This is a genomic window from Streptomyces sp. NPDC046876 (assembly GCF_040645035.1).
GTDB lineage: Bacteria > Actinomycetota > Actinomycetes > Streptomycetales > Streptomycetaceae > Streptomyces.
Genome location: NZ_JBEYXK010000026.1, coordinates 39669 through 53143, shown reverse-complemented (window position 1 = coordinate 53143; position 13475 = coordinate 39669). Strand labels below are relative to the sequence as shown.

The following is a 13475-nucleotide window of genomic DNA, read 5'->3' as shown; positions in this document are numbered from 1 at the left end:
GCCCCATGACGACTCCAACGACCGCCTTACCACATAGGACATGGTCATATGGGGTTGCGGGCGACTGAGGGACGGCCGCCGCCAGAGTGCATCCTGCTCCCATCCCGTCTGCCGTCGACCCACACACCGTGGAGCAGGCGCGGTGCCGGGCGTCCAGGTGGAGCGCGCCACTGTACGAACGACCTGGACGCCCGGTGCCGTGTCTGCTCGGCTTTGCCTGGGTCGACGGCAGACGGGATGGGAGTTCCCCACCGCTACAACCCACCCACCAGCACCCGTGTACGGCCCTCCCCCATCCCGGAGTCGGAGCGCCCCCGCCGGAGGCATCGTCTTGAGCCGCACTTGCGTAACGCCTCGGCCACATCGTGGGTGCGCCACCCATCAACCCAAGCTGTCAGGCGTGCGGACGGCGGCCGGGCTGGAGCGGGGCGGAGACAGCAGCGCAGGCCCGGGCGCTGGGCCGCACGCGCCGCGCGTGCGCGGCGGGTGCCTTGATGAAGTAGAGAAAGTCTTACCGCAAGGCCCTCTTGTCGGGGTCGTGGACGGCTGGTCCCATGTGCCGATGGGCGATCTGACGGTGAATCGGTGGAAGCGGCATGGCAAGGATCGGCTGTACGTGAACCTGCCGGACGGCACCGCCGTTGCGTGGGCGGACGTGGCTACCAAGGTCATCACGATCAAGGTGCCACAGTACAAGGGTGATGCGGCAGCTTTGCTGCGCTCGCATCTCGGGGACTCGGTAACCGTGCTGCTAGCGTCGTCGGGATCGGCTCCGCCTCGGGATGTCGGTGCGACAGAGCCGCAGGGCTCCGCTGAGGCTGGTACGCCGCGACACGGTCGACCGGGGAAGTTGCCAGAACTGACCGTGGCGGACGACCTTGCGCGGAACCGCCCGGGGTCGGTGCTCATCGAGACCATCGCCGCACGTGGACCGTCGCCTCTGCAGCGGACCTGGTCGAAGTTGTTGCGGCGTTCCTCGGAGTGGGACACCTGGTACACCGGCCTCAAAGGTGAGCGTCGTGTCGGTCGGGAGTTACACCGGCTGACTGCCCACGGATGGAGGGTCCTGCACGGAGTGGCCAAGAGCAACGGCGGGGACATCGACCACTTGCTGATCGGCCCTGGCGGAGTCTTCACCGTCAACACCAAGACCCATCCCGGTGCTTCCATCTGGATCGGTGACGAGATGGCCAAGGTCAACGGCGGCCCGCCCGTTCCATACGCGGCTGCTGGCAAAGCGGAGGCGGCATACGCTCGAAGGGTGCTTGAGCGGTATTGCGGCTTCGCCGTTCCCGTGGAACCCGTGCTTGTGTTTGCCGGCGCGGACTCGATTCGGCGGGCCGCCACGCAGCACACCGTGCGGATCTATCTGGAGCGGGAGGTCGCAGCACTTGGTCCGCTGTCGGGCAAGCTCACCGAGCAGCAGGTGGAGCAGGTCTACGCAGTAGCCCGCCACCGACGTGCCTGGCTTCGGTCGTGAGCCTCCGCGTCAGGCGCTTGCTTTCTGAGGGTGCTCGCCGTGCTCCAGGTAGGCCTGCACGCCTTCCCGGCGGGCCTCCGTCGCGGCAAGGATCCGGCGGGCGAGTCGCGGGATCGTGCGCTCGTTGATCTCGTCCGGTGCCAGGAATGCGTAGCTCTTCAGTTCGTCGGCCTGCAAAGCGATCAGCGTCAAGGTCTCTGGGGCCAGCTGTCCGCCGTCGAAGAGGTACAGGACCTTGTCACCTTCGCCTGGGTTCGGGGCCCAGTCCACGACCAGCAAGCGGCCGAGGGGAGGAGTGATGCCTAGCTCCTCTTCGACTTCTCGCCTGGCAGCGCTGAAGTGGAGACTCGCCCGTTTCGACGTAGCCACCTGGGATGTCCCAGTACTGCTTGTAGGTGGTCTCCACCATCAGGACGTGGTCGGCGGAATCAAAAAAGAGCACACCCGCGGCCATGCGCGGGTGCGCCATCTTTGCCTCGTGCTCGTTCGCTGCCATGCAGGTGAGCCTACATAGGTCAGATCACGTGGAGTCGGCCGGCGAGGTCGGCCAGGGTTCGGCTCGGTCGTCCGCGTTGGTTGCGGACCCAGGTGAGGACCAGCTCTCGCGCGAGGTAGTGGCTCCGTACCTGCTCCGGTGCCCAGACCTCCGCCTCAAGGATCTTCGAGAGCGCGTCGTCCAGGCGGTTGTGCGCGCTCAGCGCTCGCGCCACTTCGAGGTTGTGCCGGGTCCGGCGTTCGGTGGGGAGGGTGCTGGTGTCGATCTGGGGGCCGAGGTCCACAGCGAGTTGCATGTCTCCCAGCTCCGCCGCCGTGGCTTCATCGGGTGGACGGCTCTGTCGCTGACGGTCCCGCCGCTTCACCGCCTTCGCGGACAACCCCGACACCACGGCCGACCTGCTCGCGGCGCTGGTCGTTCGGATGGGGGAGGTCTACGACCTGATCCGCCGCGAGCAAGGCATCAGCTCCGGCATCCCGGACGCAGAGATCACCGCGAACATCTGGGACTTGCCGCGCCACCTGCGGCCCGTGCCGGTCGTCGTTCTGATCGACGAGGTGGCGGAGCTCGCTCTGTACGCCACCAAGGCGGAAGAGGCCCGCCGGGACCGGATCATCACCGACCTGGTCCGGGTGGCCCAGCTCGGCCGGGCGGCCGGCATCTACCTGGAGGTATGCGGGCAACGCTTCGGCTCGGAGCTCGGCAAGGGCATCACCATGCTGCGCGCCCAGCTCAGCGGCCGTACCGCCCACAGGGTCAACGACGAGACCTCGGCGAACATGGCCTTCGGTGACATCTCCCCGGACGCCGTCCTCGCCACCGTCCAGATCCCCACCGATCGCCCCGGCACCGCCGTGGCCGGCGACTCCTCCGGCGGCTGGGTCCGCATCCGCACGCCGCACCTCTCGCTGCGGCAGGCCGTGAACGTCTGCAACGCCCATGCTCACCGCACCCCGTCCATTCCCGTACTGGACGAGTTCCGGCCCGTACTGCCCGCGCCGGTCCTGACCGGCAAGGTCATCCCGAGTACAGCCCCGGCCGGCGCCTGAGACGCCCCCTTCCCCTCGGTCGGTGTGACCGCATCACGCCAGCTCCCTACCCCTCCCATGCCTGGAACCAGGAACGGAGACCCCATGGCCACCACCAGGAAGACCACTGCCCGCCCGAAGAAGCCCGCGGCCTGCCCGGACTGCGTCGGCGAGGGCGAGACCACCGAGACCGTACGAGTCGGCTCCCGTCGGCGCACCCGCGAGACGGCAGACCGGCAGGCCGCGCTGTGCAGCACCTGCTTCGGCTCCGGTGAAGCGCCGACCACCTGACCGGCCGGGACGGGCGGCTGGCCGTTAGACCACGCTCGTCCTGGCCTCCACCCCCGAAAGGAGGACACCTGCATGCGCCCCATACCCCGCCCGGACGCCGTCCTCGTGCAAGCCGTGATCGCAGGCGCCCTGTCCTTCGCCCACCTGCACGACCTTGCCGAAGCCGCCGGACAGTCCGGATGGAAAGCCTGGGCCTACCCGATCAGCGTGGACCTGCTCCTCGTCGCCGCCTGGCACAAGCTCCGCATCCTCCGGGCCGGGGAGGAACCGACCCGTACGGCCTGGCTCTGGTTCACCGTCGCCCTGACCGCTTCTCTCGGCGCCAACGTGGCCACCGCCGGACTCCTCGACCTGAACCACGTCCCGGCCTGGCTTCGGATCCTCGTGGCCGGCTGGCCCGCCCTCGCCTTTCTCGGCGGAACCCTCCTTGTGCACCCGACCGCCCAGGCGGTGGCCGACGGGACAGAAGTTCCGCCGGCCGTCATCGAACGCGAACCCGCCCCCGCCCCCGAGCCGGCGCCCGACATCCCGGTCGAGGTCGAGGTCGAGCTCCCTGCCCTTACCGCGCCGCCTCCGGAGCCGGAGCCGGTAGCTGTGCCCGCCGCACTCGTCGAGCACGCCCGGAAGCTGTCCGCCGACCACGTGGCCCGAACCGGCAGCCCGCTCGACACCGACACGCTCCGCGCCCGCCTCGGCGTACCGCCCGCCATGGCCGATGCCATCGCCGCCCAACTCGCCTGAGAGGACCACACCCATGCCTGCGCCCGACCGCTTCCACTCGCTCATGCAGATCGGCCCCGTCCAAATCGGCACCTACCGCGACCGTCACGGCCGCACCAAGCACGCCGCCGTCTGCACCACCGACGGCTGCGGTTGGTCGGTCACCAACTACACGACCAGTACCGCCGCCCAGCTCGCCGCCCGCTCCCACCGCTGCCGCGTCCGCTGACCCGAAAGGCCACTGGCATGGATGTCCCGCTCTGGTTCGCACTGCTCGCCGTCGGCGTCCTCGGCGTGAAGCTCATCCGCCCGCCCTGGTGGCTGGTCGCCGTGATCCTCCTCGGCGGCTTCCTCCTCGCGGACAGCTTCCTCGCCCCCGCGATCAACACCGCGATCACCAAGTAGCCCTGGAAGGAGACCCCGGTGCTCAAGCCCAAGTACCCCACCCCCGACGCCTACACCCCGGCGACGGTCCGCCCGACCCCGGTCCCGGGCGCCGACCAATCCGACACCGCCTCGGCCTCGGCGAGGACCCCGGCCGGCCTCGGCGCCCTGGCCCCGAAGACGCCCGGCGCCGCGGTTGCCCTCGCCGCCGGCGCTGTCGCCGGAGTCCTGGCGCTGGCGTCCGTCGCCGTCTCGCTCCTCCTGGCCGTTGCCGTCACCGCCGTCGCGCTGTCCATCAGCGCCGTGGTGGTCCTGTTCCTGGTCCGCGCCCTGCGCCAGGAGTTCGGCAACCGCTGACCGTCTGGCCTCCGGGGCGTCACAAGCCACCAAGCATCGCCGCCCCCGGCCGCCCACCTGCCACTTCCGACCGCACGAAGGAGCATCGTGGACCCGCAATCGCTCGCCTTATGCCTGCCGCTCGTCGGCTGGGCCGCACACTCCAGCCTCCTCACCCACCGCCTGGCTGCCGCCCGCCGCGACCCGCTGACCGGCCTGCACACCCGAGCCGGATGGACCGCACGTGCCGAGCGCTTCATCCGCCGCAATGACTCCGTCGTCCTCCTGATCGACCTGGACGACTTCAAGCACCTCAACGACACTCACGGCCACGCCGCCGGAGACGCCGCCCTCGTCGCCACCGCCGCCCGGCTCACCGCCTGGTGCGGCCGCCACGGCTTCGCCGGCCGCCTCGGCGGAGACGAATTCGTCGCCGTCCACCGCCACCCCGACTACTCCAGGGCACACGCCGACCTCACCGCCGCCCTCCACGCCCCGGTGAACTACGAGGGCCGCGAGCTGCCGGTTTCCGTCTCGGTCGGCTCTTGCCGCATGGCGGACCTGCCCCTGCTCAGCCTCTCCGAGGCCCTCCGCGGTGCCGACGCCGCCATGTACGCGGCCAAGGGCACCACCGGGCGCCGTACCCCGCGCCACACCCACCGCTGACCGGCCTCCGGGCGACGCACAAGCCACCAAGCATCGCCGCCGCCCGGACGGACCGGCCCCTCCGACCGCAATCGAAAGGACCACCATCATGGCCCAGGCCACCCGCACCCCGCCCCGCATCTGCCCGAACTGCGACGGCTTCTCCGCCGTGCACATCACCCTGGGCGGGCGGGACCGCACCGGCCATCTGCGTACCATCACCGCCCACTGCCCGGCCTGCCACGGCACTGGGACTCGCGCCACCCGCACCCCTGCCCGGTCGGTGAACGCGTGACCCACTCCGCAACCCTCGCGGACCTGGACCCGGCCACCCTCGCCGACGCGCTGAGGGTGACCGGGGCTCCCGGTTTCCGCCGCTGGGAAGAGCAGATCCACCGCACCGGCGGCTGCTCCGACCCGATCCACATCACCGGCTGGACCGTCGCCAAGGACAAGACCTCGGGCGAGGTCCTGCATCGCTACTCGACCGAGAACGAGCCCGGCGCCCGCCTCCGCATCGCCTGCGGCAACCGCCGCGCGTCCCGCTGCCCCGCCTGCGCCTGGACCTACGCCGGAGACACCTACCACCTCATCCGAGCCGGGCTCGCCGGAGACGACCGACGCGACATCCCCGCCACCGTCCGCGAACACCCCCGCGTCTTCGCCACCCTCACCGCCCCGTCCTTCGGCCCGGTCCACAACCGGCCCGCCGGCCGCCCCTGCCGCTGCGGCAAGCACCACCAGGACCACGACGCGGAACTCGGCACCGCCCTCGACCCGGCAACCTACGACTACGCCGCCGCCATCCTCTTCAACAACCACGCCGGACAGCTCTGGCAGCGCTTCACCACCCGCCTGCGCCGGGAGATCGCCGCCTCCGCCGGACTGACCCAGCGAGAGCTGACCGAAGCCGCCCGGATCTCCTACGGCAAGGTCGCCGAGTTCCAGAAGCGTGGTGCCATCCACTTCCACGCCGTGATCCGCATTGACGGCCCCGCCGGACCGTTAAGCCCGCCGCCCACCTGGGCCTCCACCGAACTCCTCGACCACTCCATCCGGGCTGCCGTCGCGCACTCCTACACGTCGGTCACCGTCCCGGCCGCCGCTGACCAGCCCGCCCGCACCTTCCGCTGGGGCACGCAGATCGATGTCCGCCCCATCAAGGCTTTCGGGGACGGCCCCGACATCACCGAACAGGCCGTGGCCTCGTACGTCGCCAAGTACGCGACCAAGGCCGCTGAGAACACCGGCACTCTCGACCGCCGCATCGGCAACCGCGAAGCCTTGATCCTCCTTGACGTTCCCGACCACGCCGCCCGCCTGATAGAGGCCTGCCTCGACCTCGACCTGCTGTACCCGGACCGCCGCCTCGCCGCCTGGGCCCACATGCTCGGTTTCCGCGGCCACTTTTCGACCAAGTCGAGGCAGTACTCCACCACTCTTGGCGCCCTCCGTCAGACCCGCGCCGACTACCGCGCCGCCCAAGAACGCGAAACCTGCGGGCTGGCCGACGTGGAGCCGGACACCGTGCTCGTGCTTGCTTCCTGGCAGTACGCCGGCCACGGGCATAGCCCGGGGGAGTCCGTCCTCGCCGCCACCATCGCCCGCGATATCCAGCTCAACCGCCAGACCGCCCGCGAAGCCCTGCAAGGAGAGCAGCATGAATGAGCGCTACCTCAGCGTCGTCCAGGTCGCCGAACTGCTCGGCACCACCGTGCGGTTTCCCCGACGTCTGGTTGAGGAGCGGCGGATTACGTACGTGAAGGTCGGCCGCCACGTGCGGATCCCGGAGAGTGCAGTACGGGAATTCATCGCCGCCAACACCGTTCAGCCGCGTCACCGGGGTCGTCTGGCGGTGGCTGCCTGATGGCTGGAAAGCGTCGTCAGTTCGGACGGGTGCGGAAGCTGCCGTCCGGTCGCTACCAGGCCCGCTACGTTGGGCCAGATGGACAGCTTCGTCCTGCTCCAGAGACGTTTCGAACCAAGCGGGACGCGGACGATTGGTTGGCCGACAAGCAGACGGAGATGCGTCGCGGTGACTGGCTTGATCCGGATGCTGGAAAGGTCGCCTTCGGGCCGTACGCCGTTGCGTGGATCAAAGAGCGTGAGCTGACCAGCACCACCCGGCAGCTGTACGGCTCACTGCTGAGGCACCACCTGGAGCCGACGTTCGGGGCCGTCAACCTCGCGGATATCTCGGCACCGCTCGTTCGGCGCTGGCGTGCCGACAAGCTCGCCGCCAGCACCGGTCCGACGACCGTGGCCAAGGCCTATGCCCTGCTGCGCGCCATCCTGGGTACGGCCCTGTCGGACCAGCTGATCCGGCGGAACCCCTGCCAGATCAAAGGGGCGAGTGTCGTTCACACTCCCGAGCGGCCGACCGCCACGGTGAAGGAGGTCTACGCCCTGGCGGATGCGGTCGATGCCCGGTACCGGGTTCTCGTGCTCATGGCCGGCTTCCTCGGCCTGAGGTGGGGTGAGCTGATCGGCCTGCACCGTCGGGATATCGACCTGGAGCACGGGACCGTGCGGGTCCGGCGGGCCGTTGCCGAGCTGGCCAATGGGCAGCGGGAGGTCAAGGCGCCCAAGAGTGCCGCGGGCAAGCGGACGGTCTCCATCCCTGGCGTGATCGTCCAGGACATTCGGGAGCACCTGAAGATGTACGCCGAGCCCGGGGCCGACGGTCGGGTCTTCGTCGGGGCCAAGGGGGCCACCCCGCGCCGGAACCACTTCAACCGGCTGTGGCGCAAGGCTTGCCGGGAGGCCGGGGTCAAGGGGCTGCACTTTCATGATCTTCGGCACACGGGGAACACCCTCGCCGCGTCCACCGGGGCGAGCACTCGGGAGCTGATGACGCGTATGGGCCACAGCACTGCCCGCGCCGCGCTGATCTACCAGCACGCCAGTGCCGGCCGGGATCGGCTGATTGCTGATGCGTTGAGCGGGCTCGTGGAGAAGGGGCGCGGGGGCACGGAGCAAGATCCGGAGTCCGAGGGGCACGCGGGGGACACGGGCGGCTGATCGCAGACCCCGAACACGACTCAGGGCCAGGCGGAGGAGACATCCTCTGACCTGGCCCTTCGTCGTTCAGAGCGGGTGACGGGAATCGAACCCGCGTAGCTAGTTTGGAAGACTAGTGCTCTACCATTGAGCTACACCCGCAACACGTGCGCCGCAGGTCCGGGGGCTGCGGCACGGAGAGCATCCTAGCGGGTCGGGGCGGGGGAGTCACACCGCATTGCGTGCCCGTAAGCGGGCCGGACCGCGGGCGGCCCGGAAGCTTCGCAGAAACGCCGCGTGTCGGAGGGTCTCCGGCCATGTACCCTACGTGTCGCACCGACGGGGTGTGGCGCAGCTTGGTAGCGCGTCCGCTTTGGGAGCGGAAGGTCGTCGGTTCGAATCCGGCCACCCCGACCACCACCATCGCCATCGCCATCGCGAAGATCGCGTTGTGGGCTGATTGCCGCTTGCGGTTACTATGCAAGCTGCGTGCCCGTGTGTCTGATGTACCGGGCCCGATCCGCTGAAACGCTGAATCGCAGCGACAGCAGACCCCAGCAGTCAGCCACAAGGAGACCGAACCGTGAAGAGCGCCGTGGAGACCCTGAACCCGACTCGGGTTCGGCTCACTGTCGAGGTGCCCTTCGAGGAGCTCAAGGACAGCCTCGACGCGGCGTACAAGAAGATCAACCAGCAGGTCACGGTGAAGGGCTTCCGCAAGGGCAAGATCCCGGCCCGCGTCATCGACCAGCGCTTCGGCCGCGGTGCGGTGCTGGAGGAGGCCGTCAACGACGCGCTCCCGAAGTTCTACACCGAGGCCGTCAACGAGGCCGACCTGAACCCGCTGGGCCAGCCCGAGGTCGACATCACCGAGCTGAAGGACGGCGAGCTGCTGGCCTTCACCGCCGAGGTCGACGTGCGTCCCGAGATCGAGATCCCGGACTTCTCCGGCATCGAGGTCGAGGTCGACGCGGTCGAGGTCTCCGACGAGGACGTCGAGAAGTCCGTCGAGCAGCTGCGGAACCGCTTCGCGTCCACCAAGGACGTCGAGCGCGCCGCCGCCGAGGGTGACGTCGTCACCATCGACCTCGAGGCCAAGGTCGACGGCGAGGTCCTGCCGGACGGCGTCGCCTCCGACGTCTCCTACACCATCGGCTCGGGCGAGCTCCTCGACGGCATCGACGAGGCCGTCAAGGGCCTCGAGGCCGGCGGCGAGGCCACCTTCACCTCGCAGCTGAAGGGCGGCTCCGCCGAGGGCAAGGACGCCGAGGTCACCGTCAAGGTCACCAAGGTCTCCGCCAAGGAGCTGCCGGAGCTGGACGACGAGTTCGCGCAGATGGCGAGCGAGTTCGACACCCTCGAGGACCTCAAGGCCGACAGCCGCAAGCGCCTCGAGAACATGAAGCAGTACGACCAGGCCACGCAGGCCCAGGAGCGCGTCCTGGAGAAGCTGCTGGAGCTCGTCGAGGTGCCGATCCCCGAGAAGCTGCTCGAGGACGAGGTCAACACCCGCAAGCACAACCTGGAGCACCACCAGCTCGGCCAGATGGGCCTGACGCTGGAGAAGTACCTGGAGTTCCAGGGCAAGACGGTCGAGGAGTTCGACGCCGAGACCAAGGAGCAGGCGATCAAGGGCATCAAGACCCAGTTCGTCCTGGACGCCCTGGTCAACAAGGAGAAGCTGGGCGTCAACCAGGAGGAGCTCACCGAGCACCTCATGCGCCGCGCCGCCTCCTCCGGCATGTCCCCCGACCAGTTCGCCCAGGCGGTCGTCGAGGGCGGCCAGGTCCCGATGCTCGTCGGCGAGGTCGCCCGCGGCAAGGCGCTGGCGCTGGTCGTCGAGGCCGCCAAGGTCGTCGACAGCAACGGTGAGGTCGTCGACCTGTCCGACGAGGAGGACGAGGCCGAGGCCGCCGCCGAGACCGTCGAGGCCGCCGAGGGCGACGCCGCCGAGGGCGAGGACGAGGCCAAGTAAGGCCCCGCCGCACCGGCACCGAGCAGTACCCCGGAGGGGCCCGTACGCAGCAGCGTGCGGGCCCTTCCGCGCTCTCCCCAGGGCTTCCCCGGAGCCCTCCGAAAGGGCCCGGGAGCTTGCGCTCCGAGCGAACAGTTCGGGAAGCGGGATGGCGTTGTCCGACCTGCGCGTTAGGGTCCATGAATACGAGGGCACGGGAGTACCCGGACGCCGGCGGACAGCTCCGCATCCAACCGGTCCGCGCCCCAGAACGAGACGCTGAGACGGCATGTGGCCGTCGGAGACGAGCAGGTGGATACGTGACGAATCTGAAGCCTTACGCCGCGGGTGAGCCGTCCATCGGTGGCGGCCTCGGCGACCATGTCTACAACCGGCTGCTCGGCGAGCGCATCATCTTCCTCGGCCAGCAGGTCGACGACGACATCGCCAACAAGATCACGGCGCAGCTCCTCCTCCTGGCCGCGGAGCCGGAGAAGGACATCTACCTGTACATCAACAGCCCGGGCGGTTCGGTGACGGCGGGCATGGCGGTCTACGACACCATGCAGTACATCCCGAACGACGTCGTCACCATCGGCATGGGCATGGCGGCCTCCATGGGCCAGTTCCTGCTCACCGGCGGCGCCCCGGGCAAGCGCTTCGCGCTCCCGAACACCGACATCCTGATGCACCAGGGCTCCGCCGGCATCGGCGGCACCGCCTCGGACATCAAGATCCAGGCCAAGTACCTGCTGCGCACGAAGCAGCGCATGGCGGAGATCACCGCGCACCACTCCGGCCAGACCGTGGAGACCATCATCCGCGACGGCGACCGCGACCGCTGGTTCACGGCGGAGGAGGCCAAGGAGTACGGCCTCATCGACGAGATCATCTCCGCCGCGTCCCTGGTCCCGGGCGGCGGCGGCACCGGGGCCTGATCCCGGCCCCGGCGGTGGCGGGGCCCGCACCGCGGCCCCGTACGCCCGCCCGCACCAGGCAAGCCTCAGCCCGCAGAACGCCACCAGGATGGTGAACACCCAGATGCACATGAACAACCTCTCTCCCGCGAGCGGCCTCTACACCGGGCCGCAGGTCGACAGCCGCTACGTCGTCCCCCGCTTCGTCGAGCGCACCTCCCAGGGCGTGCGCGAGTACGACCCGTACGCGAAGCTGTTCGAGGAGCGCGTGATCTTCCTCGGCGTGCAGATCGACGACGCCTCCGCCAACGACGTCATGGCGCAGCTGCTGTGCCTGGAGTCGATGGACCCGGACCGCGACATCTCGATCTACATCAACAGCCCCGGCGGTTCTTTCACGGCGCTGACGGCCATCTACGACACGATGCAGTTCGTGAAGCCGGACATCCAGACGGTCTGCATGGGCCAGGCGGCCTCCGCCGCCGCGGTCCTGCTCGCCGCCGGCACCCCGGGCAAGCGCATGGCCCTCCCGAACGCCCGCGTGCTGATCCACCAGCCGTCCGGCGGCACCGGCCGCGAGCAGCTCTCCGACCTGGAGATCGCGGCCAACGAGATCCTGCGCATGCGCGACCAGCTGGAGACCATGCTGGCGAAGCACTCGTCCACGCCGATCGAGAAGATCCGCGAGGACATCGAGCGCGACAAGATCCTCACGGCCGAGGACGCACTGGCGTACGGCCTGATCGACCAGATCGTCTCCACCCGCAAGATGAACGCGGTCTGATCCTTGCCGCCAATTGGCGCGGACACGCCGCAGGATTCGGCTGTGTGAACCGCGCCAAGGGGGCCCCGTACGGGGCCCCCGGCAAGGTACCGTCGGATATGAGGCACCAGGAGCGCTGAACCAAGCGTCTCCCAGGCGAAGGGGAAGCACCTCGTGGCACGCATCGGTGACGGCGGCGACCTGCTCAAGTGCTCGTTCTGCGGAAAGAGCCAGAAGCAGGTGAAGAAGCTCATCGCAGGACCCGGTGTGTACATCTGCGACGAGTGCATCGACCTCTGCAACGAGATCATCGAGGAGGAGCTCGCGGAGACGAGCGAGGTGCGGTGGGAGGAACTCCCCAAGCCCCGCGAGATCTACGAGTTCCTGGAGAGCTACGTCGTCGGCCAGGAGCCGGCGAAGAAGGCGCTCTCCGTGGCGGTGTACAACCACTACAAGCGCGTCCAGGCCGGCGAGAACGGCGGCGCGCAGGGCCGTGACGACGCCATCGAGCTGGCGAAGTCCAACATCCTGCTGCTGGGCCCCACGGGCTCCGGCAAGACCCTGCTGGCCCAGACGCTGGCCCGCATGCTCAACGTCCCGTTCGCCATCGCCGACGCCACCGCCCTGACGGAGGCCGGCTACGTGGGCGAGGACGTGGAGAACATCCTCCTCAAGCTGATCCAGGCGGCCGACTACGACGTCAAGAAGGCCGAGACCGGGATCATCTACATCGACGAGATCGACAAGGTCGCCCGCAAGAGCGAGAACCCGTCGATCACGCGCGACGTCTCGGGCGAGGGCGTCCAGCAGGCCCTGCTGAAGATCCTCGAGGGCACGACCGCGTCCGTTCCCCCGCAGGGCGGCCGCAAGCACCCGCACCAGGAGTTCATCCAGATCGACACGACGAACGTGCTCTTCATCGTCGGCGGCGCCTTCGCCGGCCTCGAGAAGATCATCGAGTCGCGTGCGGGGGCCAAGGGCATCGGCTTCGGCGCCACCATCCGCTCGAAGCGGGAGATCGAGGCGAGCGACCAGTTCCAGGAGGTCATGCCGGAGGACCTGGTGAAGTTCGGGATGATTCCCGAGTTCATCGGCCGCCTCCCGGTCATCACCTCGGTGCACAACCTGGACCGTGAAGCCCTCCTCCAGATCCTGGTCGAGCCGCGCAACGCGCTGGTGAAGCAGTACCAGCGCCTGTTCGAACTGGACGGCGTGGAGCTGGACTTCGAGCGCGAGGCCCTCGAGGCCATCGCCGACCAGGCGATCCTCCGCCAGACGGGCGCGCGCGGTCTGCGCGCCATCATGGAGGAGGTGCTGATGTCGGTGATGTACGAGGTCCCGTCCCGCAAGGACGTGGCCCGCGTGGTCATCACGGCCGACGTGGTCCGCTCGAACGTGAACCCGACGCTGGTCCCGCGCATCGTTCCGAAGGACCAGGGCCCGCAGGAGAAGTCGGCGTAA

Annotated in this window: 18 protein-coding genes, 2 tRNA genes and 1 pseudogene; 17 read left to right on the top strand and 4 right to left on the bottom strand. The window is 69.1% G+C overall.

The genetic code is table 11. The features are described from left to right. Nucleotides 1-562 precede the first annotated feature (562 nt). The gene (locus tag ABZ924_RS16870; protein ID WP_361909532.1) at nucleotides 563-1480 is read left to right on the top strand and encodes a nuclease-related domain-containing protein; all 918 of its coding nucleotides are present in this window, start codon (nucleotides 563-565) and stop codon (nucleotides 1478-1480) included. A gap of 9 nt (nucleotides 1481-1489) precedes the next feature. On the opposite strand, the gene ABZ924_RS16865 is transcribed toward ABZ924_RS16870, so the two are convergent. From ABZ924_RS16865 to ABZ924_RS16855, 3 genes are all read right to left on the bottom strand, one after another. Next, on the bottom strand, nucleotides 1490-1759 hold the full coding sequence (locus ABZ924_RS16865) for a hypothetical protein (protein ID WP_361909529.1): 270 nt from the start codon (nucleotides 1757-1759) through the stop codon (nucleotides 1490-1492). Continuing rightward, nucleotides 1719-1889, bottom strand: a complete 171-nt coding sequence (locus tag ABZ924_RS16860; protein WP_361909599.1) for a hypothetical protein — start codon at nucleotides 1887-1889, stop codon at nucleotides 1719-1721. Before ABZ924_RS16860 ends, ABZ924_RS16865 begins: the two co-directional genes overlap by 41 nt. Nucleotides 1890-1995: 106 nt before the next feature. After that, nucleotides 1996-2271, bottom strand: a complete 276-nt coding sequence (locus ABZ924_RS16855) for a hypothetical protein (RefSeq protein WP_361909526.1) — start codon at nucleotides 2269-2271, stop codon at nucleotides 1996-1998. A gap of 55 nt (nucleotides 2272-2326) precedes the next feature. Here ABZ924_RS16855 and ABZ924_RS16850 point away from each other — a divergent pair. The 11 genes and pseudogenes from ABZ924_RS16850 to ABZ924_RS16800 all read left to right on the top strand — a co-directional run. After that, a pseudogene (locus ABZ924_RS16850) lies at nucleotides 2327-3025 on the top strand (FtsK/SpoIIIE domain-containing protein); the annotation flags it as partial. Nucleotides 3026-3109: 84 nt separating this feature from the next. Beyond that, nucleotides 3110-3295, top strand: a complete 186-nt coding sequence (locus tag ABZ924_RS16845; RefSeq protein WP_361909523.1) for a hypothetical protein — start codon at nucleotides 3110-3112, stop codon at nucleotides 3293-3295. 72 nt (nucleotides 3296-3367) lie between these two features. Continuing rightward, nucleotides 3368-4036, top strand: coding sequence for a DUF2637 domain-containing protein (locus tag ABZ924_RS16840; protein WP_361909520.1), 669 nt, complete (start codon nucleotides 3368-3370; stop codon nucleotides 4034-4036). Between the two features lie 13 nt (nucleotides 4037-4049). After that, nucleotides 4050-4244, top strand: coding sequence for a mobile element transfer protein (locus tag ABZ924_RS16835; RefSeq protein ID WP_361909517.1), 195 nt, complete (start codon nucleotides 4050-4052; stop codon nucleotides 4242-4244). Between the two features lie 17 nt (nucleotides 4245-4261). Then, nucleotides 4262-4420 (top strand): hypothetical protein, encoded by a 159-nt coding sequence (locus tag ABZ924_RS16830; protein WP_361909514.1) that lies wholly within the window; start codon nucleotides 4262-4264, stop codon nucleotides 4418-4420. An 18-nt stretch (nucleotides 4421-4438) separates the two neighbouring features. Continuing rightward, nucleotides 4439-4756 (top strand): SpdD protein, encoded by a 318-nt coding sequence (locus ABZ924_RS16825; protein ID WP_361909512.1) that lies wholly within the window; start codon nucleotides 4439-4441, stop codon nucleotides 4754-4756. An 87-nt stretch (nucleotides 4757-4843) separates the two neighbouring features. Then, complete coding sequence (locus tag ABZ924_RS16820; RefSeq protein WP_361909509.1) at nucleotides 4844-5401, top strand: GGDEF domain-containing protein; 558 nt, start codon at nucleotides 4844-4846, stop codon at nucleotides 5399-5401. Nucleotides 5402-5489: 88 nt separating this feature from the next. Continuing rightward, nucleotides 5490-5675 (top strand): hypothetical protein, encoded by a 186-nt coding sequence (locus tag ABZ924_RS16815; RefSeq protein WP_361909506.1) that lies wholly within the window; start codon nucleotides 5490-5492, stop codon nucleotides 5673-5675. After that, complete coding sequence (gene repSA / locus ABZ924_RS16810; RefSeq protein ID WP_361909503.1) at nucleotides 5672-7048, top strand: replication initiator protein RepSA; 1377 nt, start codon at nucleotides 5672-5674, stop codon at nucleotides 7046-7048. The genes ABZ924_RS16815 and repSA overlap by 4 nt, the downstream gene beginning before the upstream one ends. Beyond that, nucleotides 7041-7247: an excisionase family DNA-binding protein gene (locus tag ABZ924_RS16805; RefSeq protein WP_361909501.1), complete on the top strand. Its 207-nt coding sequence runs from the start codon at nucleotides 7041-7043 to the stop codon at nucleotides 7245-7247. The genes repSA and ABZ924_RS16805 overlap by 8 nt, the downstream gene beginning before the upstream one ends. A 137-nt stretch (nucleotides 7248-7384) precedes the next feature. Beyond that, nucleotides 7385-8401, top strand: a complete 1017-nt coding sequence (locus ABZ924_RS16800; RefSeq protein ID WP_361909498.1) for a site-specific integrase — start codon at nucleotides 7385-7387, stop codon at nucleotides 8399-8401. 70 nt (nucleotides 8402-8471) lie between these two features. Here the strand turns inward: ABZ924_RS16800 and ABZ924_RS16795 are convergent. Further along, nucleotides 8472-8542 (bottom strand) — tRNA-Gly (locus tag ABZ924_RS16795). Between the two features lie 178 nt (nucleotides 8543-8720). On the opposite strand from ABZ924_RS16795, the gene ABZ924_RS16790 reads away from it, so the two are divergent. The 5 genes from ABZ924_RS16790 to clpX all read left to right on the top strand — a co-directional run bounded on the left by ABZ924_RS16790 (nucleotide 8721) and on the right by clpX (nucleotide 13475). Further along, nucleotides 8721-8797, top strand: a tRNA-Pro gene (locus ABZ924_RS16790). A gap of 166 nt (nucleotides 8798-8963) precedes the next feature. Continuing rightward, on the top strand, nucleotides 8964-10355 hold the full coding sequence (gene tig / locus ABZ924_RS16785) for a trigger factor (protein WP_361909495.1): 1392 nt from the start codon (nucleotides 8964-8966) through the stop codon (nucleotides 10353-10355). Between the two features lie 299 nt (nucleotides 10356-10654). Beyond that, nucleotides 10655-11272 (top strand): ATP-dependent Clp protease proteolytic subunit, encoded by a 618-nt coding sequence (locus tag ABZ924_RS16780; RefSeq protein WP_361909492.1) that lies wholly within the window; start codon nucleotides 10655-10657, stop codon nucleotides 11270-11272. 88 nt (nucleotides 11273-11360) lie between these two features. Then, nucleotides 11361-12035: an ATP-dependent Clp protease proteolytic subunit gene (locus ABZ924_RS16775; protein ID WP_361909489.1), complete on the top strand. Its 675-nt coding sequence runs from the start codon at nucleotides 11361-11363 to the stop codon at nucleotides 12033-12035. Nucleotides 12036-12188: 153 nt separating this feature from the next. Further along, a complete protein-coding gene (gene clpX, locus ABZ924_RS16770; protein ID WP_030297265.1) occupies nucleotides 12189-13475 on the top strand; it encodes an ATP-dependent Clp protease ATP-binding subunit ClpX in 1287 nt (428 codons plus the stop codon).

Excerpts from the sequence above, each read along its gene's own strand:
- ABZ924_RS16830 (WP_361909514.1), top strand. The coding sequence starts at position 4,262 with ATGGATGTCCCGCTCTGGTTCGCACTGCTCGCCGTCGGCGTCCTCGGC.
- ABZ924_RS16775 (WP_361909489.1), top strand. The coding sequence starts at position 11,361 with ATGGTGAACACCCAGATGCACATGAACAACCTCTCTCCCGCGAGCGGC.
- ABZ924_RS16860 (WP_361909599.1), bottom strand. The coding sequence starts at position 1,889 with ATGGTGGAGACCACCTACAAGCAGTACTGGGACATCCCAGGTGGCTAC.
- ABZ924_RS16870 (WP_361909532.1), top strand. The coding sequence starts at position 563 with ATGGGCGATCTGACGGTGAATCGGTGGAAGCGGCATGGCAAGGATCGG.
- ABZ924_RS16840 (WP_361909520.1), top strand. The coding sequence starts at position 3,368 with ATGCGCCCCATACCCCGCCCGGACGCCGTCCTCGTGCAAGCCGTGATC.
- ABZ924_RS16835 (WP_361909517.1), top strand. The coding sequence starts at position 4,050 with ATGCCTGCGCCCGACCGCTTCCACTCGCTCATGCAGATCGGCCCCGTC.
- ABZ924_RS16845 (WP_361909523.1), top strand. The coding sequence starts at position 3,110 with ATGGCCACCACCAGGAAGACCACTGCCCGCCCGAAGAAGCCCGCGGCC.
- ABZ924_RS16815 (WP_361909506.1), top strand. The coding sequence starts at position 5,490 with ATGGCCCAGGCCACCCGCACCCCGCCCCGCATCTGCCCGAACTGCGAC.
- ABZ924_RS16805 (WP_361909501.1), top strand. The coding sequence starts at position 7,041 with ATGAATGAGCGCTACCTCAGCGTCGTCCAGGTCGCCGAACTGCTCGGC.
- ABZ924_RS16855 (WP_361909526.1), bottom strand. The coding sequence starts at position 2,271 with ATGCAACTCGCTGTGGACCTCGGCCCCCAGATCGACACCAGCACCCTC.